Here is a 25,422-nt window from a genome sequence, read left to right on the forward strand (position 1 = left end):
GCCCGCTACGAGGACTCCCGCACCACCAGTTCCGTCGGCAGGACGAGCTGCGGGCGTTCCCGGGAGCGTTCGCCGAGCTCCTCGACCAGCACCCGCGCCATCGCCCGGCCCATCTCCTCGATCGGCTGCCGCACGCTGGTCAGCGGCGGGTCCAGATGGCGGGCCACGGCCGAGTCGTCGAACCCGACCAGCGCCACGTCGGCCGGCACCCGCCGGCCGCGTTCCCGCAGTACGGCCAGCGCGCCGGCCGCCATCACGTCCGAGGCGGCGAAGACCGCGTCCACGTCCGGCCGGCGGTCCAGCAGCGCGGCCATCGCCCGCCGCCCGCCGTCCTCGGTGAAGTCCGCCGGGACGATCAGCGCCTCGTCGGCGCCGTGCCCGGCGTCGGCCAGCGCCTCGCGGTAGCCGGCCAGCCGGCACTGCGCGGCGTACATGTCCGGTGGCCCGGCGACCGTGGCGACCACCCGCCGGCCGCGCTCCAGGAGGTGCCGGACGGCGGCGCGGGCCCCGCCGGCGTTGTCGGAGTCGACGTAGGGCACGGTCTCCCGCGCCGAACGGCGACCGCTCAGGACCGCGGGCAGATCCAGCCGGGACAGCAGGTCGGGCAGCGGATCGTCCTGGTGCACGGAGACCAGCAGTACGCCGTCCACGCGGTGCGCGGCGAGGTACTGGCCCAGCCGCTCGCGCTCCTTCGGCGTACGGACGAGGATCAGCAGCAGTTGGAGATCGGTGTCGGCGAGCCCGGCGCCGACCCCGCGGACGATGCCGGAGAAGTACGGCTCGGCGAACAGCCGGGTCTCCGGTTCGGGAATGACCAGCGCGACCGCGTCGGTCCGGTCGGCGGCCAGCGCGCGGGCCGCGCCGTGCGGCACGTACCCCAGCTCGGCGATGGCCCGCTCGACCGCGGCCCGGGTGCGCGGGCTCACCCGGGGCGAGCCGTTGACCACGCGGGACACGGTGCCCCGGCCGACGCCGGCCCGCGCCGCCACCTCTTCGAGTGTGGGGCGTCCGCCGCGCCGTCCACCGCGCCCTGCCGCTGCCATGGCTGCCTCCGGACTCCCGGCCGCGAATGTTTCCCGCCATTACACAGCGGAACGCGACGCAATGGCGGAAAGCGGCGTCAGGTCGGCGCGGTACGGCGCAAGCGGAGGAGCGGGACGCAGCGGCCGTGGGGGGGTGGGGATCCGCTGCGCCCCGCTGGTGTGGGGGGTGTGGGGGGTGGTCCGGGGTCAGCCCTGGTATGCGCCGAGGGCCTTGGTGAAGTCCAGCGGCTGCTGGTCGATGGAGCTGCAGGTCGGCTGCGCCGTACCGGACGAGCCGCCCTCGCAGGCCTTGTCACGGGTGCCGGACCACATCGACAGCCACGCGAGGTGCTTGGTGGCGGCGAAGTCCGCCAGCTCCTTGGCGTCGTCGAGGGTGAAGGTCTCGGTCGCCACGTCGTTGACGCCGATCATCGGGGTCACCGCGACCGCCTTCCAGGCGTCCGCTTCGCTCAGCCCGAGCGCGTCCTTGACCTGCTTCTGGGTGGCGGTGGCGGCCTGGATCGCGTACTTGCCCATGTCGCCGTCGTAGGAGGCGCCGTAGTCCATGGCCATGATGTTGACGGCGGAGATCTTGACGCCGTTCTTCTCGGCGTCCGCCAGGAGGTTCACGCCGTCCTGGGTCAGGCCCTCGGGCATGACGGGGAGGGTGAAGGAGACGTCCAGGTCCGGGTGGTCCTTCTGGAGCTGCGCGATGGCCTGGGCGCGGCGGGTGTTGGCCGCGGTGTCCGGGAGCGCGCCGCCCTCGATGTCGAAGTCGGCCTTCTTCAGGTCGTAGGCGTCGACGACCTTGCTGTACGCCGCGGCCAGTTCGTCCGCCGACTTGCAGGCGAGCCCCAGCTCCGATCCCGCGGCGCCGCCGAACGAGACGCGTACGTCGCCGCCTTGGGCGCGCAGCTTCGGTATCTGCTGGGCGACCGGGTCGCTGTCCAGTGCGCCGCTGCCGCCCCACTTGGGGTCGCAGCCGCCGCCGGAGGTGACGAAGGCGAGGTTGAAGGTCTGCACGCCGGTCTTCTCCGCCGTGTCCACGAGGTCGTACGCGGGGCTGAGCGAGGTGTCGGCGTACGGGGCGAACGCGCCCTTGGCCGCCGCCTGTTCGGCCGGCCCGGCCTTGCTCGCCCGGGCCGCGCCGGCGACCGCGAACCCGCCGCCGACCGCGAGCGCCGCCGCGGCGCCGGCGCCGATCAGCTTGGCGGTGCGGCTCGTGCGGCGGCGGTGTGCCGGAGAAGTCATCTGGTGCCTGCCTGTCATTTCGTGGGGGGGGTGACTGTCGTGGGGGGTGACGTGTCCTGGGGGGTGTGACGTCCCGCACGCTAGCGACCTGGAAACGGACAATCGGCAGGTAAGCCACGCCGGTCGGCGGACTTATGGCCCGCTTAAGGAACCGAAAGGGACCGGTTAAGCGCGGGCCCGGCGGGAGGCCGCGAGGGTGCGCCGGCGGAGCCGGCCCAGCCGGCGGCGGGCCCGGTGGCGGCGGCCCGTCCGAGCGCCCCGCCGGCCGTCCAGCGCGAGCCAGATGCGTACCTCGGTACCGCCCAGGACGGAGCGGCCGATGCGGACGTCGCCGCCGGTGGACTCCGCGAGCCGGCGGACGATGTCCAGGCCGAGCCCGGTCGAGCCGTCGCCGCCGCCCCCGTGGCCGCGGCGCAGCGCCGCCGCCGGGTCGGCGATGCCCGGCCCGGCGTCCGACACCAGCACGATCACCGCGTCCTCGGCGTTGTGCACGTCCACCGCGAAGGCGGTGCCCTCGGAGGTGTGCCGGAAGACATTGCCGAGCAGCGCGTCCAGTGCGGCGGCCAGCTCGGGGCGCGCCACCGGGACGCGTACCGGCCGGTCCGCGCCCGCGACCCGTACGGTGCGCCCCTCGTCCTCCGCGAGCGCCGACCAGAAGCCCATCCGCTCCCGGATCACCTCCGCCGCGTCGCACCCGGCCGCCGCTGCCGCCGGCTGGGTCAGCGCCTGCTGCTCGCGCGCGGTCCGGATGATCTGGTCGACCTCGCGCTCCAGCTGGGCGACGGCGGCCCTGGTGTGCTCGGCGGCCGGACCCTCGCCGAGCGAGGCCGCGTTGAGCCGCAGCACGGTCAGCGGGGTGCGGAGGCGGTGGCTGAGGTCGGCGGCCAGCTCGCGTTCGTTGGCCAGCAGCTGGACGACCTGGTCGGCCATGGAGTTGAAGGCCACGGCCGCCGACCGCAGCTCCTTCGGGCCGTCCTCCAGGACCCGTACGCCGAGCTTTCCGTCGCCGAGGTCGAGCGCGGCGCCCGCCAGCCGCTCGGCGGGCCGCACCATCCGCGTGCCCAACCGGTCGGCCACCGCGACCGACCCGACGATCAGGGCGAGCCCGACGCCGGCGAGCAGCACCCAGGAGGTCGCCACCCCGTTGGTCACCGCCTCCTCGGGCACGAAGACCTCGACGACGGCGGTGCCGGAGGCCACGGCGGTGGGCTGGAGCAGCGAGGAACCGCCCCGGACGGTGGCCACGGACGCCCGGCCGTACCGGGCCGCGCGCGCCACGTCCGCGTCCTTCGCCCGGCCCGCGCCGATCACCGCGGGCGCGCCGCCCCGGCCCGTCGCCGGTACGTGCACGCCGAGCTGGCCGCCGGGCCCGGTCTCGGCGCTCGCGACGGCGCGGGTCAGCTCGGCGCGGTCGGTGGTGATGGCCAGTACGGGGCCGATCGCTGCGGCCTGCCGCTCGGCGTTGGCGAACGCGCGGTCCCTGGCCAGCTCCTTGACGACCAGGCCGAGGGGGACGGCGAAGGCGATCACCACCATGGCCGTGACGGCGAGGGCGACCTTGACCAGCGCCCACCTCATGCCGCCGCTCCCCCGTCCGCGCCGGGTCTGCCGGCGGCGCTCACCGCGGGGGCTCCAGCTTGACGCCAACGCCGCGCAGGGTGTGCAGGTAGCGGGGGCTGGCGGCGGTCTCGCCGAGCTTGCGGCGCAGCCAGGACAGGTGGACGTCGATGGTCTGGTCGTCGCCGTAGGACTGCTGCCACACCTCGGCGAGGAGTTCCTTGCGGGCCACGACCACGCCGGGCCGCTCCGCCAGGAAGGCCAGCAGGTCGAACTCGCGGCGGGTGAGGTCCAGCGGTGTGCCGTCCAGCTCGGCCTGGCGGCGCAGCGGGTCGACGGTCAGGCCGCCGACCCGGAGGGCCCGGGAGGGCGGGCCACCGCCGGGGCCCTGGGCGCGGGCCCGGCGCAGTACGGCGGCCATCCGCGCGGACAGGTGCTCCACGGAGAACGGCTTGGTGAGGTAGTCGTCGGCGCCGTCGTTGAGCAGCCGGACGATCTCGGCCTCGTCGTCGCGCGCCGTGGCGACGATCACGGGGACGTCGGTGATCCCGCGCAGCATCTTCAGCGCCTCGCGGCCGTCCAGGTCGGGCAGGCCGAGGTCGAGGACGACCACGTCGAAGCCGACCTGCGCCACTTCGCGCAGCGCCTCCAGGGCGGTGCCGACGCTGCGCACGGTGTGGGCGGCGTCGGACAGATGCCGGATGAGGGCCGAGCGGACGAACTGGTCGTCCTCGACCACGAGCACACGTGCCATGGGACGGCACCGTACGCCATTCGAGTGTGCTTCTTGACCGGCCATTGACGGTCGCTGTCCGTTCCGTACGAAGTGCGGCCCGGTCCGGTACACGGTGCGGCCGTTCCGGTACGAGCCCCGGCCCGGCTCGTACCCGGCATCGGGGTGGTGCAGTATGGCCCGGGTGCGACGAGGACTGGTTCACGCGGCGGCCTGGACGCTGGCGACCGGGGCCGCGGTCACGCTGTCGTGGTTCGGCGTGCACACCGTGGTCTCCGGTACGGCGTACGACCCGCCGCGCGCGCTCCCGATCTCCGACGATGCGCCCGGAGCGCAGCCCGGAGGCGAGAGCAGCGCCACGCCCCGCGTGTCCTCCACCCACCGCCCCAAGCCCTCCGGCACCCCCTCGCCCTCCCCCACTCGCAAGTCCACGCGGCCGGAGGAGCCGGCGACACCCCCGAGCAGCCCGGCCCCGACCCGCTCCACCACCGACCCGAGCGCGCCCCCGCCGGACGAGGGCACCGGCACGGTCAAGGGCTACCGCACCGACGGCGGCCGGGTCGTGCTGGACGTGCGGTCCTCGTACGCGGAGCTGGTCTCGGCGACCCCGGGGGCCGGCTGGCAGATGCAGGTGTGGAAACAGGACGGCTGGCTCCGGGTCGACTTCACCCGCGGCCAGGACCGCACCTCGGTCATCTGCGCCTGGAACGGCCACCCGCCGGTCGTCACGACGGACAACCACGCCCGGTAGCACCCGCCCTCGGGTCCCGCCGCCGTCAGTCGAACGTGCCCGGCGGCGGTGCGGGCGAGGCGACCGCGGTGGCGTCCGTGACCGGCGCCGCGCCCCCGGCGAAGTCCCGCAGCGCGGGGCCGTGTTCCACCCGCCCGGACTCCGGGTCGGTGGCGGCCCGCCGGGTCAGCTCGGCCACCGGCAGCGCCCCGTCCGCCGCCAGCAGTACGGCGTTCCCGAAGCGCTTGCCGCGCAGCACGGGCGGCGCCGCGGTCAGGCACAGCTCGCCGAAGACCGCGCCGACGGTGGCGATCTGGGACCGGACGAACGCCAGCGGCGGGCCGTCCGCGAGGTTGGCCGCGTACCAGCCCCCGGGGGCCAGCGCCCGCGCCGCCTCGGTGACGAACTCCGTGCTGGTCAGATGGGCGGGCGTGCGGGCGCCGCCGAACACGTCGGCGATGATCAGGTCGGCCCAGCCGTCCGGGACCTTGGCGAGCCCGGCACGGGCGTCGCCGCCGCGCACCTTGATACGGGCACCGGAGTCCAGCGGCAGCCGTTCCCTGACGAACTGCACGAGAGGCGCGTCGATCTCCACGACCTGCTGCGTGGAGCGGGGCCGGGTCGCCGCGACGTAACGCGCCAGGGTGAGCGCGCCGCCCCCGAGGTGCAGGACGCGAAGCGGCTTGCCGGCCGGGGCCGCGAGATCGGCGACATGGCCCAGCCGCCGCTGGTAGGCGAAGTCCAGGTACGCCGGGTCGTCGAGGTCGACGAACGACTGCGGGGCACCGTCGATCAGCAGCGTCCAGCCGCGCGGCCGGTCCCGGTCGGGCCGCAGCTCGGCCCGGCCGCCGGTCACCTCCGCCGTCACCGGCTCCGATGCCGCCCGCGTCCGCCTGTTCCTCGCCATCCGGCCAGTATCCCCGGCAGGTCCGGGGCGGGCCCGGGGAGGTGCCGCTCAGCGGCAGCGGTCGACGGCCTCGATCGTGCGGGCCGCCTCGCCGAGCGCGGCGCGCAGCACCACGGGGTCGGTGGCCGCGCCGAACGCGCCCTCCGGGGGGACCAGCCAGCCCGTGCCCGCGACCGGCGGCTCGTCCGCGTCCCGCCGGCCGCTCCCCCGCCCGCCGCCGTACGTCTGCGTACAGGCACTGCCCGGCAGGTCCCAGCCGGCGGCCGTGCCCGGCGGCACCAGGAATCCGAGGGTGTCGCACGCGCCGTCGTGCAGGACCGGGCCGACACCGTCCCGCAGCCGGAGGATGTCCACCGCCTCCAGGCCCTGCCGGGCCGGCACCGTGACCAGATCGAGGTCGAGGTCGTCGGCCGGCGCCGCGGCCCCGGTGCCCCCCGACGGCTGCGAAGCGGTCCCTACGACACTCTTGTCCACGCCGGCTTCCAGCACGGGAAACCCCTCCTCATGACGCGCCGCTCCCTACACCTGGAGCAACGCGAAAGGGCGTCAACAGCAACGGTGTCGGACCGCTGTAAAGGATGGCACTTCATGGCGGATGGCGCGTGAGATACCCCTTTTGTAAACAAACTCTCCGTGCCGTGGCCATCACAGACGGTACGGTCTTCCCCGCCGTGCCGCCCAGGGCACGGCGTCGCCGCACGGATGGCATGGAGAGGCCCGCCATGACGTCGCCCACAGATCCGTCGAAGTCGGTACGCGACGTTCCGCCCCGGCCGAACACCGCTTTCAGGCAGTTGCGGGGCCGGTTGTCGCCCGGCGAGTTCGCGGCCGCCGTGCGCCGGGCCGCCCGGGAGATCGGCGAGCAGGTCTCGTGCGACGCGCGCTACGTGGGGCGCGTCGAGGCCGGGGAGATCAGGTGTCCCAACTACGCCTACGAACGGGTGTTCCGGCACATGTTCCCCGGCCTCACACCGGCCGACATGGGGTTCGCCCCCCGCGAATGGGTACGCGGGCGAGGGGCGCGCACGCAGACGGGCGCCGCACCTCCGGCAGCACCACCCGAGCACCGCGACCACATCACCGAGAGCTGCGAGGAGAGCGACGTGCTGCGTCGCGCGTTCATGACCGGCGGCCCGGCCGCCGCCCTGGGGATCGCCGGCCTGGCGGCCCTGGGGTCCGTACCCGCCACCCGCGCCACGGCCGACGGCCTGCCGGGCACCGCCCCCGCCGGGGGTGCCCGCCACGTGGGCGGGGCCGAGGCCGCCGCCGTGGAGGACGCGGTCCGCCGCATCCGGCTGCTGGACGACCGGCACGGCGCGGAGGGCATCTACCGGCGGGCGGCCCAGCCGCTGCGCGCCGCGTACGCGCTCCTGGACGCCGGAGCACAGCGCCAGTCGGTCGCCGACCGGCTGCATTCGGGCGCCGGCGAACTGGCCATCTCCGTGGGCTGGCTGGCCCACGACTCCAGCCGCTTCGGGGACGCCCGCTCGCACTACGCGGAGGCGCTGGCCACCGCCCGGGTGGCGGGCGATCCGGCGCTGGAGTCGCACGCGTTCTGCAACACCGCGTTCCTCGCCCGCGACGCGGGGCGCCCGCGCGAGGCGGTCCGTGCGGCACAGGCGGCCCAGCACGCCGCCAAGCACCTCTCCTCGCGCCGGCTGCTGTCCCTGCTGGCGCTGCGCGAGGCGGGCGGCTGGGCGGGGCTCGGCGACCGGGCGGCCTGCGAAGCGGCGCTGGTGCGTGCGCACCGCCTCTTCGCCCGGGGCCCGTCCGACGCCGACCCGGAGTGGATGTCCTTCTACGGGGAGGCGGAGCTGGCCGGCCTGGAGGCGCAGTGCTGGTCGGCACTGGGCGAACAGGGGCGCGCCGCGGAGCACGCGCGTCGGGCGGTCGCCCTCCAGGACCCGCATTTCACGCGCAACACCGCGCTGTACACCGCGGAGCTGGCGGGCAACCTGGCGCACAGCGGCGCGCCCGACGAGGCGGCCGCCGCCGGGCTGCGCGCCCTGGACCTGCTGGGCGAGGTCGGCTCGGCCCGCATCCGCTCGATGCTGGCCGGTACGGCGCGGACGCTGCGGGCCCGGCGGCGCATTCCGGCCGTCGCCGACTTCCTGGACCGACAGGCGCTGGCGGCGGCCCGGACGGCCTGAGCGCGGCCGGTCCGGCGGCGCGTGCTCAGCCCAGGTGGCCCGTGTCGTTCCAGCGCTCGACGGCCGGGGCCCCGTAGGCCCAGCCGAGCACCGACAGGGAGGTCGGGTCGAGGCGCACCCGGGCGGCGAAGGAGATGTCCTCGCCGAGCCAGCGGGCGCACAGCGAGCGCAGGATGTGGCCGTGCGCGAAGAGCAGGACGTCGCGGTCGGCCGAGCGGGCCCACTCGATGACGCCGTCCACCCGGCGGGACACCTCGGCGAGCGTCTCGCCCTCGGGCACGCCGTCCCGCCAGATGAGCCAGTCGGGCCGGTCCGCCTTGATCTCGGCGGGCGTCCGGCCCTCGTACGCGCCGTAGTCGATCTCCTTGAGGGCGTCCCACTCCGTCGCGCGGTCCCCGAAGCCGGCCAGCTCGCAGGTCTCCTTGGCGCGGATCAGCGGGCTGGTGCGCACCTCGACGCCCGGCAGCCCGTTCCAGGGCGCGCGGTGCAGCCGTTCACCGAGCAGCTTGGCGCCGCGCCGCCCCTCGTCCAGGAGCGGGATGTCCGTGTGGCCGGTGTGCTTGCCGGACAGGGACCACTCCGTCTGCCCGTGCCGGGCCAGCAGGATGCGCGGTGCCATGGGGTTACCTCTCACCGGGGCGAACCCGCTCGCCGCCGGCCTTGCTCGTTCGGCCGCCGGACGGGCCGGCGGCGGTACGTCTCGCTCCGTCCGTCCCATCATCGCGCATGCGTTCTCCCTGGCCACGCCACCCCCATAGGGAACGAACAGGACATAAGGCGTATGGTTGACCGCTGCTGACAGCGACTGACATGAAGGCTGGAAACGGTGAGTACGTTCCGGGTGCACGCCGCACCGCACACCCCCGTAGCGCGCGGCACCCGGCCGCACTGGTGGGCCGAGCTGCCGCTCCTCGCGCTCGTCTACGCCGCGTACTCCGCGGGCCGGCTGCTGGCCAGGGGCGACGTGACCGCCGCGACCGGCCACGGGGTGCGGCTGCTGGACGCGGAACAACTCCTGCACATCGACTTCGAGCGGCCGCTGAACCGCCTCTTCTCGGGCCTGCCCGCGCTCGGCATACCCGCCGCCTTCGTGTACGCGGCCCTGCATTATCTGGTCACGCCCGCGGTCCTCGTGTGGCTGTGGCGCCGGCACCCGGGCCGGTACCGCCTCATGCGGACCTGGCTGCTGCTCTCCACGACGATCGGCCTGGCCGGCTTCACCCTGCTGCCCACCTGCCCGCCCCGGCTGCTGGCCGCGGTGCACGGCTTCACCGACACGATGGCGGAGTACGCCTCGTACGGCTGGTGGGGCGGCGAGGCGAGCGCGCCACGAGGGCTGGGCGCGCTGACGAACCAGTACGCCGCGATGCCCAGCCTGCACGTCGGCTGGGCCCTGTGGTGCGGCGTCGCGCTCTGGCTGTACGGCGGCTCGCGGCTCACGAAGGCGGCGGGCATGGCCTATCCGCTGCTCATCACGGTCGTGGTCCTCGGCACCGCCAACCACTACTTTCTCGACACCCTCGCCGGCAGCGCCGTCATGGTCCTCGGGCTGCTGCTCGCCCGCCCGGCGCTCCGGCTCACCGCCGCCGCGCGTGGCGTGATCGCTCCCCGCGCGAGCGGAGGTACGCCTGGTCCTCCCGCGAATGTCGGTGACGGATGCGAGACTTCCGCAGGTGAACGTTTTCCGCGACAGTCGGCCCGAGCCGGCAGCGGCACGCGCAGCGCGGCCGCGGCCGGCGACGGGGCTGCGCGCACGCCTGGCTGAGCTGCGCGGCCCCGTACCGCCCCGCCCGCTGGACGCCAGGGCGCTCGCGGCGCTGGCCGCCAACCCCGGCTGCCGGCGCCGCGCGCTGCTGGACGGCGCCGGCGTGGACAAGGCCGGGCTCGCCCGGGCGCTGGGCTCGCCCGCGCCCTTCGGCCAGTCCCAGTTCGCCATCGCGCGCGGCCATTCCTTCGAGGCGCGGGTCAAGGCCGACGGCGGCGCCGAGCTGGTCCGGCTGGCGCGGGAGCAGCTCGGCGGCGCGGCGGACCCGGAGCCCGGCGCGGCGGCCACGCCCGACCTCTCGGCGGCCGGCCCGCAGGGCCGTGCCGCGCGGACCGCGCTGGAGCTGCGGGAGGCGGCGGCGCGCGGCGGCTGGACCTTCCTGGACCATCCGATGCTCGCGCTGGACGTGGCCGGTTCACCGGCGTATCTGGAGCCGGACGCCGTGGTCGTGCACCCCGACGGCCTCTGGAGCGTCATCGAGATCAAGTCCTTCCCGATGATCGACGGCGCTGCCGACACGGCCAAGGTGGGCGCGGCCGCCCGCCAGGCCGCCGTGTACGCCCTCGCGCTGGAGCAGGTCGCCGAGCAGGTCGCGCGGCACACCGCCGAGGAGGACGCCCGGCCCGCGCCGCGGGTCGGCGAACGGGCGCTGCTGGTCTGCCCCAAGGACTTCTCCAACCTCCCGGCCGCGGCCCCGGTCGACCTCCGCAAGCAGCTGGCCACGACCCGCCGCCAGCTCGGCCGGCTCACCCGGGTCGACGAGCTGGCCGCGGCGCTCCCCGAGGGCACCACCTTCGACCTGCGGCTCGCGGACGACGGGAAGACCGCCACCCGGCCCGCCGAGGAGCTGGCCGAGGCCGTGGAGTCGGTCGGCGCCGCGTACGCACCGGAGTGCCTGGCCGCGTGCGAGCTGGCGTTCCACTGCCGGGGCCGGGCCCGGGACGCGGACCTGGTGGAGTCGCTGGGCCGCGGTGTCCGGGGCGAGCTGGGCGGTCTGCGCACGGTCGGGGAGGTGCTGGCGGCGGCGTCGGGCCCGGCGGACGACGGGCAGGAGCCGGACCCCGCCGCCGAGGCGCTGCGGCGCGCCGCGGCCCTGCGCGCCGAAGCACTGGCCGCGGCGGGGCCGACGCCCGCGGTCCCCGCCCCGGCCCCGCCCCCTGCGGCCGAGCGCGACGCGCGTGAGGAGACGGAATGTCGCTGATCGACGTGCTGGCCAGGATGGAGGCCGTGGCGGCGGGGCGGGCCACGCCGCTGGCGACCGTGCGGCACCGCCGGCTCACCGACCGGCCCCTGGTGTTCGTCCCGCTGACGACCGCCGGTGAGACCGGTGCGCCGCTCGGCGCGCTGGTCGGGACGGACCGCGAGCGGCCGCTGCTGCTGACGGTGCCGCAGCCGCGCGACCGTGACCTGCGGTTCGCCTTCTTCTCCGAGCTGGCCGACGCGGTCCTGCCGTACGTGGACTCCTTCGCCGACGACGTCGAGCCCGCCGAGCGCAAGGAGACCGACCCGGAGACCGGCAAGCGGGTCACGGTCGAGACCGAGCTGTGCGCCGACGCGCCGCAGGTGCTCGTGCCGAGCGCGGCGGGCGTGGAGTTCGTACGGCTGCTGGGCCGGTCCATGCGGTTCCGGCGGACCGCCGAGCAGGATCCGGACACCCCGCATCCCGCGCCGCCGCACGTCCCGCTGCTCGGCCGCTGGCTCACGCACTTCGGCGAGCGCGCCCGGGTGCCCGGATCGAGCCTGCTGCTCCCGATGACCGGCCTGCTCGCGCGGCACTGGGCGACCGGTCAGAGCCTGGCCGAGGACCAGCACTTGGGGGCGCTGCTCGCCTGGATCGATCCACCCGAGAGCGAGTCGGGGCAGGACGCCGCGCTCCGCGCCGAGACCGCCAGGGACGCGGCCGGGCAGCTGCGGTGCCCGCCGGCCGGGCCCGCGACGGACCCCGCGTTCGACAACGGTCTGCTGGCGCCGGCCATCGGGCGGTACGACGCCGGAGTGCCGGGCGCGCGCGAGGAGTTCGACGCGCTGGTGGCGGGGGTGCTGCGGCCGACGTGGGACGCGGTCTGGCACGCCGCCGACCTGCTGCGCACGCTGCCCGAGGGGGCGCGGGTGGCCGACCGCTGGAAGCGGGACCGCTGGTCCTACACCGCGCACCGGGACCGGGTGCGGGCCGGCGAGCCGCCGCAGCCCCGGCTGGACGACGCGGTCACCGCCGCGCAGAAGCTCGCCTCGCGGGAGGCCGCGCAGGGCCGGCTGGACGCGCAGGAGGCGCTGGACGACCCGCTGGTGATGGCCGCGCGCCGGCTCACCGGCGAGGCCGTGGAGGGCGAGGTGACCGAGGTCGAGATGGCGATGTCCGAGGGCAGGCGCCCGATGCCGCGGCCGCTGGTCACGCTGCGCACGGGCGACCGGCCCCAGCTGGAGGAGCGGGCGAAGCTGTACCGCCCGATGGACGGCGGGAAGACGCAGACCGCCGAGTTCGTGGCGTACGTACCGGAGCAGCCGGGCACCCTGGTGGTGCGGCTGACCGGCGGCATGGGGCGGGGCAGGACCCCGGAGCCCGGCTCGGTGCCGGAGAAGGGCGACCGGGTGTGCTGGACGCTCTTCGAGCACGCGCCGCGCGGCGGCCCGGAGCTGCCCGACCCGGAGGAGACGCCGTGGACGCACGGCGGGCCGCCGTCCGCCGGCGGTGACGGTGCCGCCCGGACCGCCGTGCCCGAGCCCGCCGCCGTACCGCTCCCCGACCCCGACCCCGTGACCGCGGAGGACTTCCTGTGAGCCGCGGAATCCCCGCGCCGGACCGTACGGACTTCGACCCCGGCGCCGCGGCCGCCGCCGCGACCGGGGCGATCCTCCACGACACGCTGCACGGCGACCGGCGCGGCGTCGTCGTGGACTCGCCGCCGGGCGCGGGCAAGTCGACGCTCGTGGTGCGCGCCGCGCGCGAACTGGCCGCCGCCGGGCGCCCGCTGATGGTCGTCGCGCAGACCAACGCGCAGGTCGACGACCTCGTGCTGCGGCTGGCCGAGAAGGATCCCGAGCTGCCCGTCGGCCGGCTGCACAGCAGCGAACCGGGCGCGTACGACCCGGCGCTGGAGGAGGTCCCCTCGGTCCGTACGGCCGCGAAGGCCGCCGACCTCAAGGGCCTCCCGATCGTCGTCGCGACCGCGGCCAAGTGGGCCTACACGAAGGTGGACGAGCCCTGGCCGCACGCCATCGTGGACGAGGCGTACCAGATGCGGTCCGACGCGCTGCTGACCGTGGCGGGCCTGTTCGAGCGGGCGCTGTTCGTCGGCGACCCGGGGCAGCTGGACCCGTTCAGCGTGGTGGGCGCCGACCAGTGGGCGGGGCTGTCGTACGACCCGTCGGCGAGCGCGGTCTCGACCCTGCTGGCGCACAACCCGGACCTGCCGCAGCACCGCCTCCCGGTGTCCTGGCGGCTGCCCGCTTCGGCCGCGCCCCTGGTGTCGCACGCCTTCTACCCGTACACCCCGTTCCGCAGCGGGACCGACCACGGCGACCGGCGGCTGACGCTGGGCGTGCCGTCGGACGGCTCGGCGGTGGACCGGGTGGTGGACGAGGCGGCGGAGACCGGCTGGGGCCTGCTCGAACTGCCCGCCCGGCGTACGCCCCGTACGGATCCGGAGGCCGTGCACGCCGTGGCCCTGGTGGTGCGGCGGCTGCTGGACCGCGGCGGCGCGACGGTCAGCGAGCGCGGGCCGGACCCGGCGCCGCTGACGGCCGACCGGCTCGCGGTCGGCACGGCCCACCGCGACCAGGCGTCGGCGGTGCGGGCCGCGCTGGCCGGCCTGGGCGTCACGGGCGTCACGGTGGACACGGCCAACCGCCTCCAGGGGCGGGAGTTCGACGTCACGGTCGTCCTGCACCCGCTGTCCGGCCGCCCGGACGCCACCGCCTTCCACCTGGAGACCGGCCGGCTGTGCGTGCTGGCCTCGCGCCACCGCCACGCCTGCATCGTGGTGTGCCGGGAGGGCGTGGCCCAGCTGCTGGACGAGCATCCGTCCACCGAGCCGGTACAGCTCGGGGTCACGGTGAAGTTCCCCGACGGCTGGGAGGCGAACCACGCGGTGCTGGCCCATCTGGCGGAGCACCGGGTGCCGTGGCGGCCGTAGCCGTGGCGGTGCGGGCGTACGGCCGCTGCCAGGGCGTACTTGCGGAGCGCGGGACAATGGGACGCGGCAGACGATTCTGGAGGTAGGTACATGTCCGAGCCGCAGTCGGCTCCCGACCCGCGCGGTGCGGCCTCCGCGCCCCGGCGGCTGAAACCCGCGCCGCTGCTGTTCGAGCCGCCCGAGGCCGCGGCGGATCCGGAGCACTTCTTCGACCTGGAGTCGATCGAGGACCCCCGCGAGCTGCTGTCCCGCTCCACGGAGCTGGCGCTGGCCTTCCGCGCGGCGGCCGACCGGGCGACGGAGTTCCAGGCGATGGCGGCGGCGCAGCTGGCCGACCCGCGGCGGTTCGACCGGCTGACCCTGGCGGTGCTCGCCGAGCGGGCCGAGTGGACCGAGGACTACGCCCGCAAGATGGTGGAGTTCGGCCGGTCCCTGATACGGCAGGGCGGCAGCCTCCCGGACGAGGCCGGATAGCCGGGGCGGCCGGACCGACGGCGCGCGCGGCGCAGCACCGCGGCTCATGATCACCAAAGTGTTGATCATGGGCCGTTGGCATATGCGGGCCTGAAGATACTCCGACTCACTCTCCCGTGTCCCGATTTCCGCCGAACCGCAGAAACGGAACCTCATCCACCGGTAAACCTGTCGGCATGAGTGACTGGCCCCAGCCCCCGGCCCCCGACCTGCACCACGCGTCGTACGTCACGCTCGCGGGCGCGGACTGGCTCGCCTCGGCGAGCCCGCACCCGCGCCGGGTCCACCACCTGTGGGCCACCCACCCCTCGGCGCCCAGCGTGCTGCCCTGCGGCACCGTCTTCGACGTGATCAGCGCCCCCGCCCTCTTCGGCCGCCGGATGGCGGACTGTTTATGGGCGGCGGGCCCCGGCTCCGGGCCGGTGGCGATGCACCGCGACCGGCTGCTGCTGTTCGCCGCGCGCGGCACCGCCCAGCGGCTGCCGTCCCTGCTCGCCTGGGAGGAGTGGGCGCGGTCGGTGCCGCCGCTGCTGTGCCACGGCGCGGGCGACGCGGTGAGCATCCCGCCGCTGTACCCCCGTCCCGCCGCGCCGGGCGCGCCGCCGCCGGCCTCCCGCTGGCTGGTCGCCCCCGATGTGCGGAAGCCCTGGCTGCCCGGCCCGGACGTGCTGCTGTGGGCGTGCGTACGCGCGGCGCGCTCGGCCCCCGCGGAGAGCCCGGCCACCCCGGACGCCGTACGCCCGGCCCCGCCCCGTGCGCCCGCCCGGGCCTGAACGGCCACCGGCGGCGAATCGATTTTTGCCCTCCCCGATCAGGGTGCTAATGTTTTCCACGTCAGCAGGCGCCGTTAGCTCAGTTGGTTAGAGCAGCTGACTCTTAATCAGCGGGTCCGGGGTTCGAGTCCCTGACGGCGCACAGACAAGACGAAGGCCCTCACTCCGGTGAGGGCCTTCGTCGTATGCCGGCCCGGCCCGTCCACCGGCCCCGCCGGTCACTCCCGCGTGACCCGGACCGACCAGTCACCCGCCGCCGTGCGGCCCGTCACCGCCACCCGTACGCCGTCCCCCGCGTCCATGCTCTCGCCGACGCCCAGCGGCGCGTCCGCGAGCGGCGGGTGGACCGAGGCGCCCCAGCAGGCCGAGGTGCCCGGGTGGCCGTCGAGCACCCGTACGGGCCCCTCGCCGGACGACGTCGCGCCGTCGATGCGGTAGACGAGCACGCCCTCGCGGCACAGGCCCCGGTCGTTGCCGGCCGCGACCCGCGCCTCCACGGCGATCGCGCCGCTCTCCCCGGTACGGGCCACCAGCAGCCGCGGCCGCTGCGCACCGCCGACGGTCATCGGCGCGGCCAGCGGACGCAGGGTGCGTACCGTGCTGCCGGTCGCCGGGATGCAGTCGACCTGGCGGTCGCCGATCCAGCCGAGCTTCCACTTGTGCCAGGCGAAGGGCTCGGGAGCCATGCCGAACTGGCTGCCCATGAGGTCCCAGTCCCCTACATAGGTGTCCCAGTCGCCCATGCCGTCGGCCGGCCGGTGGTAGAGGTCCGGCAGGTCGAAGACGTGGCCGGTCTCGTGGGCGAGGACGTTGCGGTCCGGCGGGTTGCTCTCGAAGACGGTGACGAAACGGTGCAGCGGGGCGCCGTCCGCCGTCAGCGGCCGGTCGAGGTTGACGACCTTGGTCGCGTCGGGGTCGACGCCGGGCGCCTCGGGGTCGGCGACGAGGTAGACCACGTCGTACCGGCCGAAGTCCACCTGCGCGTCGGCCGCCGCCACCGCGTCGTCGAGGTACGCGGTGCGCCCCGCGGCGTCCCAGTCGCGCTGTATCCCGTACGCGGCGGACGTACGCGGCATCTTCACCCAGCCCCGCTGGACGTGCGGGCGCAGCCGGAACTTTCCGTACGAGGCCGTCCTGAAGAAGCGGCTGGTGGCGGGGAAGTAGTCGGCGGCGAGCCGGCGGGGCGCCGTGCGCGGCCGCGCGTCGGGGAAGGACAGGAAGATCATGACGGCGTCGAGCGTGCGCAGCGGGCGCGCGTAGGTGCCGTTCCAGGAGTTCAGGCCCTCGGAGTGGTGGACGCCGGTGCGCGGCAGCGCGCAGGAGAGCGTGGCCTCGGAGGCGGTGGCCGGAGCGGCGACGATGGAGGTGGCGATGAGCGCGATCAACGACGTGGCGATGGCGGCGAACCGCCGCAGCGGTCCGTGGTCCACCCCGTCGGGTGTCTGGGAGTGCTGCACATCGACCTCCCGGAACGCAGTCGGAACATCCCATCCACCCTGTGGGGGTTCGTGGGGTTTCGTCCTGTTCCATGGAGCCAGTTGAGTGACAGCGGCATCCCGCTGCGTCATCACCCAACGTCACAATCGATCGGTCAGAGCAAGTCAGCGAACAGACGCGCACAGAATCCATCAAACATCTGCCACAGATGCCGATACTCACGGTTGTGTTGCTGGCTAGCCCGTCCGGGAAACCTCTATGATCGCCACACTTACACCGCGGATTCCCCTTCCCCGAGATCGACCGACCGGACCAGCGCCAGCGGGAGCGAGCAGTGAGCGGACACTCCGACGGCACGAGCCGCGCCTCCGGAGCCACACTGCCTACGGTCACCCAGAGTGACGGTTCGGCCAACGGAAGCGCAGGGAAGACCCGGACGGGCGGCGAGCACTCCGCGGCCCCCGACGGCACGCCCGCCGGCGCCCCCGCCCCCCTCCCCGCCTCCCCCGGCGGCTACCGCGCCGCCTTCGAGGCCGCCCGGCTGCCGATGGCCGTCCTCGGCCGGGACGGGCTGGTCATCGCCGCCAACCCCGCCTTCGGCGAGCTGCTGGGCAAGGACCCGCGCGCGCTGGCCGACGCCTCCGCCGCCGACCTCACCGACCTCGGCGGCGACCCGCACATCTGGGCCGCGTACCGCGACGTCCTGGCGGGCCGGAGCGACCGGCTGCGCTGCACCCGCCGGCTGAAGCACCCCGCGGGCCACTCGGTGTGGGCCGAGGTGAGCGTCGAGCCGCTGCCCGGCGGCGACGACGTCCTGCTGTCCGTCACGGACGTCAGCGACCGGCACGACCTCCAGGCCCGGCTGCGCCACCTCCAGATGCACGACCCGGTGACCCGGCTGCCCAACCGCGCCCTCTTCTTCGAGCGGCTGGCCGCGGCGCTGGAGACGGCGACGTACGACCGGGGCGGCACCGGCCGGATCGGCCTCTGCTACCTCGACCTGGACGGCTTCAAGGCGGTCAACGACACGCTCGGGCACCGCGTCGGCGACCGGCTGCTGGGCGCCGTGGCGGAGCGGCTGACCCGCTGCGCCGAGCGCCCCGCCGGCCGGGCCGGGCGCGGCGGTCAGCTGGTGGCCCGGCTGGGCGGCGACGAGTTCGCGCTGCTGGTCGAGGACTCCACCGGTACCGAACAGCTGGCCGACCTGGCGCAGTCCGTGCTGGACGCGTTGCAGCGCCCGTTCGACCTGGCGGGGCAGCGGCTCTCGGTCTCGGCGAGCATCGGCGTGGTGGAACGGGCCGCGGCCGGCACGACAGCGACGGGCCTGATGCAGGCCGCCGACACCACGCTGTACTGGGCCAAGGCGGACGGCAAGGCCCGCTGGACCCTCTTCGACCCCGAGCGCAACGCGCACCGGATGACCCGGCAGGCGCTCTCCAGCACGCTGCGCCCGGCCGTGGACCGCGGCGAGTTCACGCTGGAGTACCAGCCGCTGGTCGGGCTCGGCGACGGCCGGGCCGAGGGGGTGGAGGCGCTGGTGCGCTGGCGGCACCCGCAGTTCGGAACGCTTCCGCCGAATCGGTTCATCGGATTGGCGGAGGAGAACGGCGCCATCGTCGAGCTGGGCCGCTGGGTCCTGGAGCGCGCCTGCCACCAGGCGCGCGCGTGGCAGCTGGAGCGCCCCGACGAGCCGCCGCTCTTCGTGAGCGTCAACGTGGCGGTCCGTCAGGTCTGGGACTCCGACCTGGTCGCGGACGTGGCCGGGATCCTGGACGAGACCGGCCTGCCGCCCGAGCTGCTCCAGCTGGAGCTGACCGAGTCGGCGGTGATGGGCTCGGCCGGCCGGCCGCTCCAGGCCCTCCAGGCCCTCAGCGACATGGGGGTCCGCATCGCCATCGACGACTTCGGCACCGGCTACTCCAACCTGGCCTACCTCAGCCGGCTGCCGGTCTCGGTACTGAAGCTCGACGGCTCCTTCGTCCGCGGCTTCCGCTCCGCCGAGCATCCGAACCCGGCCGACGAGACCATCGTCGAGGCGCTGGTGGCGCTGGCCCACCGGCTGGGCCTGACGGTCACGGCGGAGTGCGTGGAGAACGCCGAGCAGGCCGAACGGCTGCGCCGCATCGGCTGCGACACCGGCCAGGGCTGGCTGTACTCCCGCCCGCTGCCCGCCGACCGGGTCCCGGCGCTGCTCGCGGGCCCGCCGATGACCGGGGAGGACCCGCCGGCGAACGGCGAAGAGGGGAAGCGGGGCTGACGGGACCCGTCACCGTCCCGGCAGCCCCGTCCCCCGTCCCGAGGCCCCCCGTCAGTCGCCGCCGCCCGGCAGCCCGTACGCGTCCGCGATCAGCTCGTAGGAGCGGAGGCGGGCCGCGCCGCCGTGGGCGTTGGCGGTGATCATCAGCTCGTTCGCGCCGGTGCGCTTGGCGAGGTCGTCCAGGCCCTGGCGGACCGCGTCGGGCGTGCCGTACACGACGTTGCCGAGCCAGCTCTCGACGAAGTCCTCCTCGACCATGCTGTACGGGTGGCTCTCCGCCTCCTCCGGCGTGGGCACCAGGCCGGGGCGGCCCGTGCGCAGCCGGATCATGGAGAGCGCGCCGGCCAGCACCTGGCGGCGGGCCTCGGCCTCGGTGTCGCTCGCCAGCGCCCCGACGCCGATCAGCGCGTACGGCTCGTCCAGTACGGCCGAGGGGCGGAAGTGTTCGCGGTACAGGTCCAGCGCGGGAATGGTGTTCTGCGCGGAGAAGTGGTGCGCGAAGGCGAACGGCAGGCCGAGCTGCGCGGCCAGCCGGGCGCTGAAGCCGGAGGAGCCGAGCAGCCAGACCGGCGGGCGGTGCGCGGACTGCACGCCGCCGGGCGAGGTCGCCTGCACAGGGCCCGGAACGGCGTGGATGCGGGCGTAGGGATGCCCGTCGGGGAAGTCGTCGTCCAGGAAGCGGATCAGCTCGGCGAGCTGCTGCGGGAAGTCGTCGGCACCTTCGTTGAGCCGGTCGGTGCGGCGCAGCGCGGCGGCGGTGGCGCCGTCCGTGCCGGGCGCGCGGCCGAGGCCGAGGTCGACACGGCCCGGAGCCATCGCTTCGAGGGTGCCGAACTGCTCGGCGATCACCAGCGGGGCGTGGTTGGGCAGCATCACGCCGCCGGAGCCGAGCCGGATGGACTCGGTCTGCGCGGCGAGGTGGGCCAGGATGACGGCCGGCGAGGAGGAGGCGACGCCGGGCATGGAGTGGTGCTCGGCCACCCAGTAGCGGTGGTAGCCGCGGCGCTCCGCGGTCCGCGCGATCTCACCGGCGGTGCGCAGCGCGTCGGTGGCGGTGTTCCCGGCGCCGACGGTCAGCAGGTCCAGGACGGACAGCGGTACGGGCGCGGTGCCCTGGGCCGTGCCCCGGATCTCCTCGTCGGTGCCGGGCGTGCCGGAGGCCCGGGCGGGTTCTGGGGCCGGGCCCCGGCTTTCGTCGTGGTGGCCGCTCACGGTGCGGGTCCTCCTAGGTCGCGGGTCTTCCCCGCGGCCAACCGGAGTAGAACTCCGTTTATTCCCGGCGGCCGGTTCCCGCGGCCCCGGTCACTCCTCCCGCCGGGGTCCCGCGAAGAGGGTGCCCAGCTCCGGCCGGACGATCTCCCGGTCCAGCAGCCGCAGCCCTTCCCACACGGTGACCTGGTTGGCGGTCAGCACCGGCTTGCGCAGCGCCTCCTCCACGGCGGGGAGGTACGCCGCGGTGTGCAGCGCGGTGTCCGGCAGCAGGACCACCTCGGCGTCCGGGTGGTCCCCCGTACGCGCGAGGTGCAGCACCTCGTCCAGGCCCCAGGTGCCCACTTCGGCGGCGGTGATGATGCCGCTGCCGCGGGTCTGGACGACCTCCGTGCCCGCCGACTTCAGGAAGGCGTGGAAGTGCTCGGCCACGTCCTCCGGATAGGTCGCCGCGATGGCCACGCGCTCGGCCCCCAGCGCCTGTACGGCCCGCGCGAAGGCGAAGGACGTACTGGAGGCCGGCAGCCCGGCGACGGCCGACAGCTCCCGCACCTGGTCCTGCGCGCCCTCCCAGCCGAAGACGAAGCTGGCGCTGGTGCAGGCCCACACGACGGCCTCCGCGCCCTGGTCCTTCAGGTCGGCGACCCCGGCTGCCAGCCGCGCCGCCGAGCCCATTTCGAGCAGGGCGTCCACCCGGTGCGCGTCCTCACCGATGTCGGTGTGGACCAGCGGCAGCCGGATGCCGCCGCCGAGGAGGGACTCGATACGGGGATAGTCGTCCTCGGCGGAGTAGCCGGGGTAGAGGAAGCCGACCGTTGCCATGCAGAACTCCCATGCGTCGTGCGGGTGCGGGTGTGCTGACGGAGTGCGCCGATGTGCTGTTCGGGGCCGTACGGGCGGTCAGGCCTCGTACGGGTCGTCCGGAAAGGGCGGGGCGTCGAGCCCCTCGGCCTGCTCGGCCTCCGGAGCCGCCGGCGGGCCGGCGAAGGCCGCCTCCGGCTCCGGGTGGTGCCGCTGCGGGATCTCCGGTGATCCGGACATCGCCGCGGGACCGCGTCTCGCGACGGGGTCGAGCAGGGCCTGATAGGGGCCTACCGCGTGGATGCCGATGGCGCGCAGCGCGCCCCACATCGTGACCTGGTTGGCCGACAGGACGGGCATCCGCAGCTCGGCCTCCAGCTGCGGGATCACGTCGTAGGTCGGGAGGTTGGTGCAGCTGATGAAGAGCGCGTCGGCCGCGCCCACCACCGCCTGCCGTGCCATGTCGACGACGTCCCGGTACGGCACCTTCCAGATGTGCCGGGTCAGGCCGAGGTAGGCGCGGCCGGTGACCGTGATGCCGCCTTCCGCCAGATAGTCCTCCAGGGAGTCGGTGACGGATTTGGTGTACGGCGTGACCAGCGCGATCCGCCGCGCGCCGATCTCGCACAGCGCGTCCAGCAGCGCCCCCGAGGTGGTCACCGAGGGCACTTCGCCGGCTTGCCGCATGGCGGAGCACATGGCGCGCTCGCCCGCCACGCCGCCGACGAAACTGCCCGAGGTGCAGGCGTAGGAGACCACCCGCGGGGCGACCGCGGACAGTGCCTGTACCGCCTCCCGGAGCGTCTCGTGCTCACTGACGAGCCGGGCGAGGTCGAGGGAGACCTCGACCGGTACGAAAGGGGTGCGGGTGAGGTGGAGGGACACGTCGTCGGGGACCCAGCGCCACAGCTCGCGGTCGAGTGCGAAGTCGAAGGGTGCAACGACACCCACGCCGCACTGCGGCTGTGGGCCGCCCAGAAAAGAGACGTCCATGAATGGCCCCTAGAAGAACGAAAAGGGCTAGGCCATTGGCCAGGGATTTTGAAACAACCGGCACAAGCCGGGACGTCGGGACAGAGCCGTTGTTGACACGGTAGATACGGCTTCCTAGCGTGGTCAATCCTCGCATCTCAGGCATCTGTCGGCGCCTCTTTCAGTTAAAGGGGCACTCGTTTCAGAACGGTTTCTGGCTCATGACCGAAAACACCGTCCTCGTCCTCGGATCCGACCCTCCGCCGAAGCTCGGCAGACTGTCCGGAAGGGCCGAGGTGATCTTCGCGGACGAGAAGACCCTGGCCGAGCAACTTCCTACCGCCGATGTGCTCTTGGCCTGGGATTTCACCTCCGACGCGATCCGCGACGCCTGGTCCGCCGGCGGCCCGCGGCCCGGCTGGGTGCACACCGCGAGCGCCGGCGTGGACCGCCTGCTCTGTCCCGGGCTCATCGAGGACGAGACCGTTGTGACCAATGCGCGGGGCGTTTTCGAGCAGCCCATCGCGGAGTACGTCGCCGGTCTCGTGATTGCCATGGCCAAGGATTTTTATGGCAGCTGGGAACTCCAGCGGCAGCGGCGCTGGCAGCACCGGGAAACTCTTCGGGTGGCCGGTTCCCGGGCCGTGGTGGTCGGCTCCGGGCCGATCGGGCGGGCCATCGGGCAGACGCTGAAAGGCCTCGGCGTAAAGGTCGACCTGGTCGGCCGGCGCGAGCGGACGGGTGATCCGCAGTTCGGGACGGTGCACGCGAGCAATGCGCTGGACGGGCTGCTGCCGGCCGCCGACTGGGTGGTGTGCGCCGCGCCGCTGACCGACGAGACGCACGGACTTTTCGGCCGGGCGGCGTTCGGCCGGATGACGGAGTCGGCCCGGTTCATCAACGTCGGACGCGGCCCGATGGTGGTCGAGCCGGACCTCGTCGAGGCGCTGCGGGGCCGGCGGATCGCGGCCGCCGCGCTGGACGTCTTCCAGCAGGAGCCGCTGCCGTCGGACAGCCCGCTGTGGGACGTCCCGCACCTGATCGTCTCGCCGCACATGTGCGGCGACACCCTCGGCTGGCGGGACGCGCTCGCCGAGCAGTTCATGGACAACTACGACCGCTGGGCGGCCGGCGAGCCGCTGCTGAACGTGGTCGACAAGCGGCTGGGGTACGTGCCGGTGCAGTAGCCGCCGTACGGCCGCCCGCCATGCCGCCGGGCCCCGGCCAGCCGCCGGGGCCCGGAAATTCCGCACACTCCGCTCCCCCGATGGAGGGCTCGATGACCCAACTGGCGGATCTCACAGCACTGCGGCTCACGGCCGGCTACGCGGCCGGCGAGTTCTCCCCGGTCGAGGCGGCGCGGGCCGCGCTGGAACGGGCGGAGCGGGTGCAGCCGCACGTCAACGCCTTCACCCGGCTGGAGGCCGACGAGGCGCTGTCCGCCGCGAAGGAGTCCGCGGAACGCTGGCGGACGGGCACGACGGCCGGGCCGCTGGACGGCGTGCCGGTCACCGTGAAGGACATCTTCCTGATGCGCGGCGGGCCGACCCTGCGCGGCTCGCGGACCGTCCGGGCCAACCAGACCTGGGACGAGGACGCGCCCTCGGTCGCCCGACTGCGGGAGCAGGGCGTCGTCTTCATCGGGAAGACGACCACCCCGGAGTTCGCCTGGAAGGGCGTCACCGACAGCCCGCTGCAGGGCGTGACCGGCAATCCGTACGACCCGTCCCGGACCGCGGGCGGCTCCAGCGGGGGCAGCGCCGCGGCGGTGGCGCTGGGTGCCGGGCCGCTGAGCCTGGGCACGGACGGCGGCGGCTCGGTCCGGATCCCCGCCTCCTTCTGCGGGATCTTCGCGATGAAGCCGACGTACGGGCGGGTGCCGATGTACCCGTCGAGCCCGTTCGGGACGCTGGCCCACGCGGGCCCGATGACGAAGGACGCGGCCGATGCCGCGCTGATGATGGACGCGATCTCCGGGCCGGACGCGCGGGACTGGTCCCAGCTGGCCCCGGTGCCCGGCTCCTTCCTGGAACAGCTGTCGGGCCCGGTGGCCGGGCTGCGGGTGGCGTACAGCCCGGCCCTGGGCTGGGACGTGAACGTACGGCCCGAGGTGGCGGCGGCGGTCCGGCGGGCCGTGGAGAAGCTGGCCGAGCTGGGCGCGCACGTGGAGGAGGTGGACCCGCGGATCGAGGATCCGGTGGAGGCGTTCCACACCCTCTGGTTCAGCGGCGCGGCGCGGGTCGTGCAGCCGCTCGGGGAGGAGGCGCGCGAGCTGCTGGACCCGGCGCTGCGCGTGGTCTGCGAGCAGGGCACGCGCTACAGCGCGCTGGACTATCTCGCGGCGGTGGACGTGCGGATGGCCCTCGGCCGGCAGCTGGGCCGGTTCCACGAGACGTACGACCTGCTGGTCACGCCCACCGAGCCGATCACGGCGTTCGAGGCGGGCGTGGAGGTGCCCAAGGGGTCCGGGCACGAGCACTGGACGGGCTGGACGCCGTTCACGTACCCGTTCAACATGACGCAGCAGCCCGCCGCGTCGCTGCCCTGCGGCGTGGACGGTGACGGGCTGCCGATCGGCCTCCAGCTGGTCGGGGCGCGGCACGCGGACGCGCTGGTGCTGCGCGCCGCGCACGCCCTCTACGGGGCCGGGGTGGCGGACATCCCGGCCCCCGAACTGGCGGGCTGACCCCGGCCGCGGCCGGCGGTCAGGGCCGGCTCACGCCCGGCGGAAGCTGAGGGTCTCGCCGATCGCGCCGGCCCGCCAGAGGTCCTGGCAGGCGTCGGCCATCCGGTCCAGGCCGTCCACGACGGAGCCCCAGACGATGCCGGGCACCCAGCCGGCGTCACCGTTGATCAGCAGGTTGTTGCGCTCGTAGAAGAGCGCGAGGTCGATCACGGTGGCGCGCTCGGCGTGCGCCGCCTTGCCGCCCTGCCCCTCGGCCGCCGCCTCGTAGCCGTACGAGGAGGTGGCCAGCTGGGTGTCGGTGAAGGTGAAGTAGCAGAGGTCGCCGGGGATCGGGGTGATCGTGGGGTTCTCCAGGGGCGGCTCCTCGGGGGCGAAGGGCGGCACCAGGGCGTAGATCTCGTTGCGGGCGTACTTGGCGTGGTAGACGTCGCCGCCGAGCGGGAGCGCGTCCCAGATGGCGGCGCAGGTGACGGGGGCGCGGTCGTCGAGCAGCTTCGCCGTGCAGCGCACGCCGCGCTTGTCCAGGGAGACCTCGATGAATCGGTCGGCCATGATGACCCCTCTT

The 25,422-nt window shown here is 74.7% G+C and carries 22 protein-coding genes, 1 tRNA gene and 1 pseudogene; 12 read left to right on the forward strand and 12 right to left on the reverse strand.

Going from position 1 to position 25,422, the window contains the following annotated elements:
* Positions 1–5: 5 nt before the first annotated feature.
* The 4 genes and pseudogenes from ACZ6WH_RS28470 to ACZ6WH_RS28485 all read right to left on the reverse strand — a co-directional run bounded on the left by ACZ6WH_RS28470 (position 6) and on the right by ACZ6WH_RS28485 (position 4,584).
* Positions 6–1,043, reverse strand: a complete 1,038-nt coding sequence (locus tag ACZ6WH_RS28470; protein ID WP_469731728.1) for a LacI family DNA-binding transcriptional regulator — start codon at positions 1,041–1,043, stop codon at positions 6–8.
* A gap of 186 nt (positions 1,044–1,229) precedes the next feature.
* A pseudogene (locus ACZ6WH_RS28475) lies at positions 1,230–2,120 on the reverse strand (chitinase); the annotation flags it as partial.
* A 318-nt stretch (positions 2,121–2,438) separates the two neighbouring features.
* Entirely contained in the window at positions 2,439–3,851 is a 1,413-nt protein-coding gene (locus tag ACZ6WH_RS28480) for a HAMP domain-containing sensor histidine kinase (protein ID WP_469731730.1), read from the reverse strand.
* A 40-nt stretch (positions 3,852–3,891) separates the two neighbouring features.
* Entirely contained in the window at positions 3,892–4,584 is a 693-nt protein-coding gene (locus tag ACZ6WH_RS28485) for a response regulator transcription factor (RefSeq protein ID WP_432854704.1), read from the reverse strand.
* A gap of 154 nt (positions 4,585–4,738) precedes the next feature.
* On the opposite strand from ACZ6WH_RS28485, the gene ACZ6WH_RS28490 reads away from it, so the two are divergent.
* Positions 4,739–5,314, forward strand: a complete 576-nt coding sequence (locus tag ACZ6WH_RS28490; protein ID WP_469731732.1) for a hypothetical protein — start codon at positions 4,739–4,741, stop codon at positions 5,312–5,314.
* A gap of 25 nt (positions 5,315–5,339) precedes the next feature.
* Here ACZ6WH_RS28490 and ACZ6WH_RS28495 read toward each other — a convergent pair whose 3' ends face one another.
* Together ACZ6WH_RS28495 and ACZ6WH_RS28500 are read right to left on the reverse strand one after the other, a co-directional pair.
* On the reverse strand, positions 5,340–6,200 hold the full coding sequence (locus ACZ6WH_RS28495) for a spermidine synthase (protein ID WP_469731734.1): 861 nt from the start codon (positions 6,198–6,200) through the stop codon (positions 5,340–5,342).
* Positions 6,201–6,248: 48 nt separating this feature from the next.
* Entirely contained in the window at positions 6,249–6,689 is a 441-nt protein-coding gene (locus ACZ6WH_RS28500) for a hypothetical protein (RefSeq protein WP_469731735.1), read from the reverse strand.
* Positions 6,690–6,922: 233 nt separating this feature from the next.
* On the opposite strand from ACZ6WH_RS28500, the gene ACZ6WH_RS28505 reads away from it, so the two are divergent.
* Positions 6,923–8,350, forward strand: a complete 1,428-nt coding sequence (locus tag ACZ6WH_RS28505; RefSeq protein ID WP_469731737.1) for a tetratricopeptide repeat protein — start codon at positions 6,923–6,925, stop codon at positions 8,348–8,350.
* A gap of 25 nt (positions 8,351–8,375) precedes the next feature.
* Here ACZ6WH_RS28505 and ACZ6WH_RS28510 read toward each other — a convergent pair whose 3' ends face one another.
* The gene (locus ACZ6WH_RS28510; protein WP_469731739.1) at positions 8,376–8,969 is read right to left on the reverse strand and encodes a histidine phosphatase family protein; all 594 of its coding nucleotides are present in this window, start codon (positions 8,967–8,969) and stop codon (positions 8,376–8,378) included.
* Between the two features lie 207 nt (positions 8,970–9,176).
* On the opposite strand from ACZ6WH_RS28510, the gene ACZ6WH_RS28515 reads away from it, so the two are divergent.
* The 7 genes from ACZ6WH_RS28515 to ACZ6WH_RS28545 all read left to right on the forward strand — a co-directional run bounded on the left by ACZ6WH_RS28515 (position 9,177) and on the right by ACZ6WH_RS28545 (position 15,637).
* Positions 9,177–10,115, forward strand: coding sequence for a phosphatase PAP2 family protein (locus tag ACZ6WH_RS28515; protein ID WP_469731741.1), 939 nt, complete (start codon positions 9,177–9,179; stop codon positions 10,113–10,115).
* Positions 10,024–11,316, forward strand: coding sequence for a hypothetical protein (locus ACZ6WH_RS28520; RefSeq protein ID WP_469731743.1), 1,293 nt, complete (start codon positions 10,024–10,026; stop codon positions 11,314–11,316). Before ACZ6WH_RS28515 ends, ACZ6WH_RS28520 begins: the two co-directional genes overlap by 92 nt.
* Positions 11,307–12,893 (forward strand): hypothetical protein, encoded by a 1,587-nt coding sequence (locus ACZ6WH_RS28525; RefSeq protein ID WP_469731745.1) that lies wholly within the window; start codon positions 11,307–11,309, stop codon positions 12,891–12,893. Before ACZ6WH_RS28520 ends, ACZ6WH_RS28525 begins: the two co-directional genes overlap by 10 nt.
* Positions 12,890–14,248 carry an AAA domain-containing protein gene (locus ACZ6WH_RS28530; RefSeq protein ID WP_469731747.1) on the forward strand — a complete coding sequence of 453 codons (1,359 nt, stop codon included), beginning with the start codon at positions 12,890–12,892 and terminating at the stop codon, positions 14,246–14,248. The genes ACZ6WH_RS28525 and ACZ6WH_RS28530 overlap by 4 nt, the downstream gene beginning before the upstream one ends.
* Before the next feature lie 90 nt (positions 14,249–14,338).
* Positions 14,339–14,722 (forward strand): hypothetical protein, encoded by a 384-nt coding sequence (locus tag ACZ6WH_RS28535; RefSeq protein ID WP_399711270.1) that lies wholly within the window; start codon positions 14,339–14,341, stop codon positions 14,720–14,722.
* Between the two features lie 176 nt (positions 14,723–14,898).
* Complete coding sequence (locus ACZ6WH_RS28540) at positions 14,899–15,495, forward strand: hypothetical protein (protein WP_469731749.1); 597 nt, start codon at positions 14,899–14,901, stop codon at positions 15,493–15,495.
* Positions 15,496–15,563: 68 nt separating this feature from the next.
* Positions 15,564–15,637: transfer RNA gene (locus ACZ6WH_RS28545), tRNA-Lys, on the forward strand.
* Between the two features lie 76 nt (positions 15,638–15,713).
* Here the strand turns inward: ACZ6WH_RS28545 and ACZ6WH_RS28550 are convergent.
* Positions 15,714–16,952, reverse strand: a complete 1,239-nt coding sequence (locus tag ACZ6WH_RS28550; protein ID WP_469731751.1) for a M6 family metalloprotease domain-containing protein — start codon at positions 16,950–16,952, stop codon at positions 15,714–15,716.
* A gap of 314 nt (positions 16,953–17,266) precedes the next feature.
* Between ACZ6WH_RS28550 and ACZ6WH_RS28555 the strand changes: the two genes are divergently transcribed.
* Positions 17,267–19,189 (forward strand): putative bifunctional diguanylate cyclase/phosphodiesterase, encoded by a 1,923-nt coding sequence (locus tag ACZ6WH_RS28555; RefSeq protein ID WP_469731753.1) that lies wholly within the window; start codon positions 17,267–17,269, stop codon positions 19,187–19,189.
* Positions 19,190–19,240: 51 nt separating this feature from the next.
* Here the strand turns inward: ACZ6WH_RS28555 and ACZ6WH_RS28560 are convergent, their stop codons facing one another.
* The 3 genes from ACZ6WH_RS28560 to ACZ6WH_RS28570 all read right to left on the reverse strand — a co-directional run bounded on the left by ACZ6WH_RS28560 (position 19,241) and on the right by ACZ6WH_RS28570 (position 22,192).
* Positions 19,241–20,320, reverse strand: a complete 1,080-nt coding sequence (locus ACZ6WH_RS28560) for an LLM class flavin-dependent oxidoreductase (RefSeq protein WP_469731969.1) — start codon at positions 20,318–20,320, stop codon at positions 19,241–19,243.
* Positions 20,321–20,491: 171 nt separating this feature from the next.
* The gene (locus ACZ6WH_RS28565; RefSeq protein ID WP_432854735.1) at positions 20,492–21,220 is read right to left on the reverse strand and encodes a maleate cis-trans isomerase family protein; all 729 of its coding nucleotides are present in this window, start codon (positions 21,218–21,220) and stop codon (positions 20,492–20,494) included.
* A 78-nt stretch (positions 21,221–21,298) separates the two neighbouring features.
* On the reverse strand, positions 21,299–22,192 hold the full coding sequence (locus ACZ6WH_RS28570) for a maleate cis-trans isomerase family protein (protein ID WP_361562769.1): 894 nt from the start codon (positions 22,190–22,192) through the stop codon (positions 21,299–21,301).
* A gap of 200 nt (positions 22,193–22,392) precedes the next feature.
* Here ACZ6WH_RS28570 and ACZ6WH_RS28575 point away from each other — a divergent pair, with 200 nt between their 5' ends.
* Together ACZ6WH_RS28575 and ACZ6WH_RS28580 are read left to right on the forward strand one after the other, a co-directional pair.
* Complete coding sequence (locus tag ACZ6WH_RS28575) at positions 22,393–23,358, forward strand: D-2-hydroxyacid dehydrogenase (protein WP_432854738.1); 966 nt, start codon at positions 22,393–22,395, stop codon at positions 23,356–23,358.
* Positions 23,359–23,450: 92 nt separating this feature from the next.
* Positions 23,451–24,857 (forward strand): amidase, encoded by a 1,407-nt coding sequence (locus ACZ6WH_RS28580; protein WP_469731756.1) that lies wholly within the window; start codon positions 23,451–23,453, stop codon positions 24,855–24,857.
* 30 nt (positions 24,858–24,887) lie between these two features.
* On the opposite strand, the gene ACZ6WH_RS28585 is transcribed toward ACZ6WH_RS28580, so the two are convergent.
* Positions 24,888–25,409 (reverse strand): DUF3830 family protein, encoded by a 522-nt coding sequence (locus tag ACZ6WH_RS28585; RefSeq protein ID WP_432854744.1) that lies wholly within the window; start codon positions 25,407–25,409, stop codon positions 24,888–24,890.
* Positions 25,410–25,422 lie beyond the last annotated feature (13 nt).

The organism is Streptomyces sp. NPDC050806, assembly GCF_055586425.1.

Excerpts from the sequence above, each read along its gene's own strand:
- ACZ6WH_RS28580 (WP_469731756.1), top strand. The coding sequence starts at position 23,451 with ATGACCCAACTGGCGGATCTCACAGCACTGCGGCTCACGGCCGGCTAC.
- ACZ6WH_RS28505 (WP_469731737.1), top strand. The coding sequence starts at position 6,923 with ATGACGTCGCCCACAGATCCGTCGAAGTCGGTACGCGACGTTCCGCCC.
- ACZ6WH_RS28570 (WP_361562769.1), bottom strand. The coding sequence starts at position 22,192 with ATGGACGTCTCTTTTCTGGGCGGCCCACAGCCGCAGTGCGGCGTGGGT.
- ACZ6WH_RS28485 (WP_432854704.1), bottom strand. The coding sequence starts at position 4,584 with ATGGCACGTGTGCTCGTGGTCGAGGACGACCAGTTCGTCCGCTCGGCC.
- ACZ6WH_RS28565 (WP_432854735.1), bottom strand. The coding sequence starts at position 21,220 with ATGGCAACGGTCGGCTTCCTCTACCCCGGCTACTCCGCCGAGGACGAC.
- ACZ6WH_RS28585 (WP_432854744.1), bottom strand. The coding sequence starts at position 25,409 with ATGGCCGACCGATTCATCGAGGTCTCCCTGGACAAGCGCGGCGTGCGC.
- ACZ6WH_RS28540 (WP_469731749.1), top strand. The coding sequence starts at position 14,899 with ATGAGTGACTGGCCCCAGCCCCCGGCCCCCGACCTGCACCACGCGTCG.
- ACZ6WH_RS28535 (WP_399711270.1), top strand. The coding sequence starts at position 14,339 with ATGTCCGAGCCGCAGTCGGCTCCCGACCCGCGCGGTGCGGCCTCCGCG.
- ACZ6WH_RS28525 (WP_469731745.1), top strand. The coding sequence starts at position 11,307 with ATGTCGCTGATCGACGTGCTGGCCAGGATGGAGGCCGTGGCGGCGGGG.
- ACZ6WH_RS28480 (WP_469731730.1), bottom strand. The coding sequence starts at position 3,851 with ATGAGGTGGGCGCTGGTCAAGGTCGCCCTCGCCGTCACGGCCATGGTG.
- ACZ6WH_RS28495 (WP_469731734.1), bottom strand. The coding sequence starts at position 6,200 with ATGGCGAGGAACAGGCGGACGCGGGCGGCATCGGAGCCGGTGACGGCG.
- ACZ6WH_RS28510 (WP_469731739.1), bottom strand. The coding sequence starts at position 8,969 with ATGGCACCGCGCATCCTGCTGGCCCGGCACGGGCAGACGGAGTGGTCC.
- ACZ6WH_RS28470 (WP_469731728.1), bottom strand. The coding sequence starts at position 1,043 with ATGGCAGCGGCAGGGCGCGGTGGACGGCGCGGCGGACGCCCCACACTC.
- ACZ6WH_RS28575 (WP_432854738.1), top strand. The coding sequence starts at position 22,393 with ATGACCGAAAACACCGTCCTCGTCCTCGGATCCGACCCTCCGCCGAAG.
- ACZ6WH_RS28490 (WP_469731732.1), top strand. The coding sequence starts at position 4,739 with ATGGCCCGGGTGCGACGAGGACTGGTTCACGCGGCGGCCTGGACGCTG.